Raw genomic sequence first — 2,126 nt, 5'->3', positions numbered from 1 at the left:
CCCTCCGATCCCGGCATCGGTGGCGCCGATGCTCGCCGAGAACGGCTCCCGCGGGGTCGCCCGCGCTCTGAGCGACCCCTCGTGGGTCGAGGTCAAGTGGGACGGCATCCGCGCGATGGGCACCTGGGCAAACGGGCGGATGCTGCTACACGCACGCAGCGGAATCGACATCACCGCCCGCTACCCCGAGCTCACAGCCGACGGAGCGCCCTTCCTGCCGGTCGCAGACGCGATCGTCGACGGTGAGATCGTCGCCTTCGACTCCCACGGTCGCCCGAGCTTCTCCCTCCTCCAGAATCGGATGCACCTCACCCGCCCGCGAGAGATCGAGCGCGAGGTGGTGCGCACGCCCATCGTCTACATGCTGTTCGACCTGCTGCGTCTCGACGGACACGACCTCACCGGCATGCCTCTGCGGGAGCGTCGCACACTGCTCGAAGATGTGATCGCCGACCTCGACGCCCCCGTGCAGATCCCTCCCGTGTTCGACGACGTCGACGCGGCACTCGCTGCAAGCTGGGAGTTCGGGCTCGAGGGCGTCGTCGTCAAGGATCCGGTGTCGCGGTACCGCCCGGGGCAGCGCTCCCCCTCCTGGCTGAAGCTCAAGCACACCAGGATGCAGGAGGCGGTGATCGTCGGGATCCGCCCCGGCAAGGGCGACCGGGAGAGCACGCTCGGGTCACTGCTGCTCGCCGTGCCCGACCCGAACCGAGGTGGGGGCGGCCTGCGCTACGTCGGACGCGTGGGGACCGGATTCACCGACCGCATCCTGCGCGATCTGCTCACGCGACTCGAACCGCTGCGGGTGGACGCCGCACCGCTCGACGGAGTACCCGCCCCGGATGCCTCCGACGCCCTCTGGGTGCGGGCGGAAGTCGTCGGCGAGGTCGAGTTCGCGAACTGGACTCCGGACGGCGTGCTCCGTCATGCCCGCTGGCGAGGTCTGCGCCCGGACAAGAGCCCGGACGAGATCTCCGTCGAGGCCTGAGGCTCGATCGAGCAGATCAGGCGTGGTGCGGCTCGCAGTCCGACTGCTCGGCCGGCTCGATCTGGAAGGTGGAATGCTCCACGTCGAAGTGATCGGCGAGGCACGCCTGCATCTCGGTGAGCAGTTGGGCTGAACGGCCGTCGGCGTACAGCGCCGGCTCGATGCTGACGTGGGCCGTGAACACGGGTGCTCCGCGTGTGAGCTGCCAGACGTGCACATCATGCACGCCGACGACGCCCTCGTATCCGAGAAGGTGGGTACGGATCTCGCTCACCGCCGTGCCCTTCGGCGCGGACTCGGCGAGAACCGAGAACACCTCCCGCAGCAGGGCGATGGCCCGAGGGATGATCATCGCCGCGATGAACAGCGACGCGATGGCATCGGCCGGCATCCATCCGGTGACGAGGATGACCACCGCTGCCACGATGACCGCCACAGAACCGATCAGATCGCCCATCACCTCGAGGTAGGCACCGCGCACGTTGATGCTGGTGCGCTGGGCGCGACTCAGCAGCCACATCGACACGGCATTCGCGAGCATTCCCACCACCGCGACGATCAGCATGAGGCCGCCGGCGACCTCGACCTCTCCCGGATCGATGAGTCGCCCGATGCCCTCGATCGCGACCCAGGTCGCGAGGGCGATCAGGATGACGGCATTGATCAGCGCACCGAACACCTCGGCGCGCTGATATCCGAAGGTGCGCCTGTCATCCGCCGGGCGCGCGGCGACGGTGGCGGCGATGAGAGCGATCACGAGGCCGGAGGCGTCCGTGAACATGTGTGCCGCATCGGCGAGCAGCGCGAGAGAACCGGAGAGCAGCGCGCCGATGATCTGGACGAGCATCACCGTCGCGGTGAGGGACAGCGAGATCGCGAGCAGGCGTCTGCTGCTCGCGGAGCGGATGCCGCCGGGGGCGGGTGCGTGATCGTGCATGCCCCCAGGCTAGACCGGGACGACGGCCCGGAAGGCCTGTTCCGGCTAGTCGGGAAGGGTAACGATTCTCAGCTTCAGCAGCGGTTTCTCGCGACCGAGAGCCGGGCGCGCTCAGAGCGCGGCGAGCAGCGGAACCAGTTCGGCGAAGGCGCGGGCGCGGTGGGACTGCGCCTGCTTCTCCTCGGAGGTGAACTCGCCCAC

The 2,126-nt window shown here is 68.7% G+C and carries 2 protein-coding genes; one reads left to right on the top strand and one right to left on the bottom strand.

From position 1 onward, the window contains the following. Positions 1-988, top strand: a 988-nt coding sequence (ligD, locus tag KZA10_RS13120; protein WP_218683095.1) for a non-homologous end-joining DNA ligase, incomplete at its 5' end; no start/stop codon positions are given. Positions 989-1,004: 16 nt separating this feature from the next. Here the strand turns inward: ligD and KZA10_RS13115 are convergent. Next, positions 1,005-1,925, bottom strand: a complete 921-nt coding sequence (locus KZA10_RS13115) for a cation diffusion facilitator family transporter (protein WP_218683094.1) — start codon at positions 1,923-1,925, stop codon at positions 1,005-1,007. Positions 1,926-2,126: the final 201 nt, after the last annotated feature.

This window comes from Microbacterium sp. BF1, assembly GCF_019279095.1.
GTDB classification, from domain to species: Bacteria; Actinomycetota; Actinomycetes; order Actinomycetales; family Microbacteriaceae; genus Microbacterium; species Microbacterium maritypicum.
Note: the sequence above shows the minus strand (reverse complement) of the source record. Positions and strands in the feature narration are given on the sequence as shown.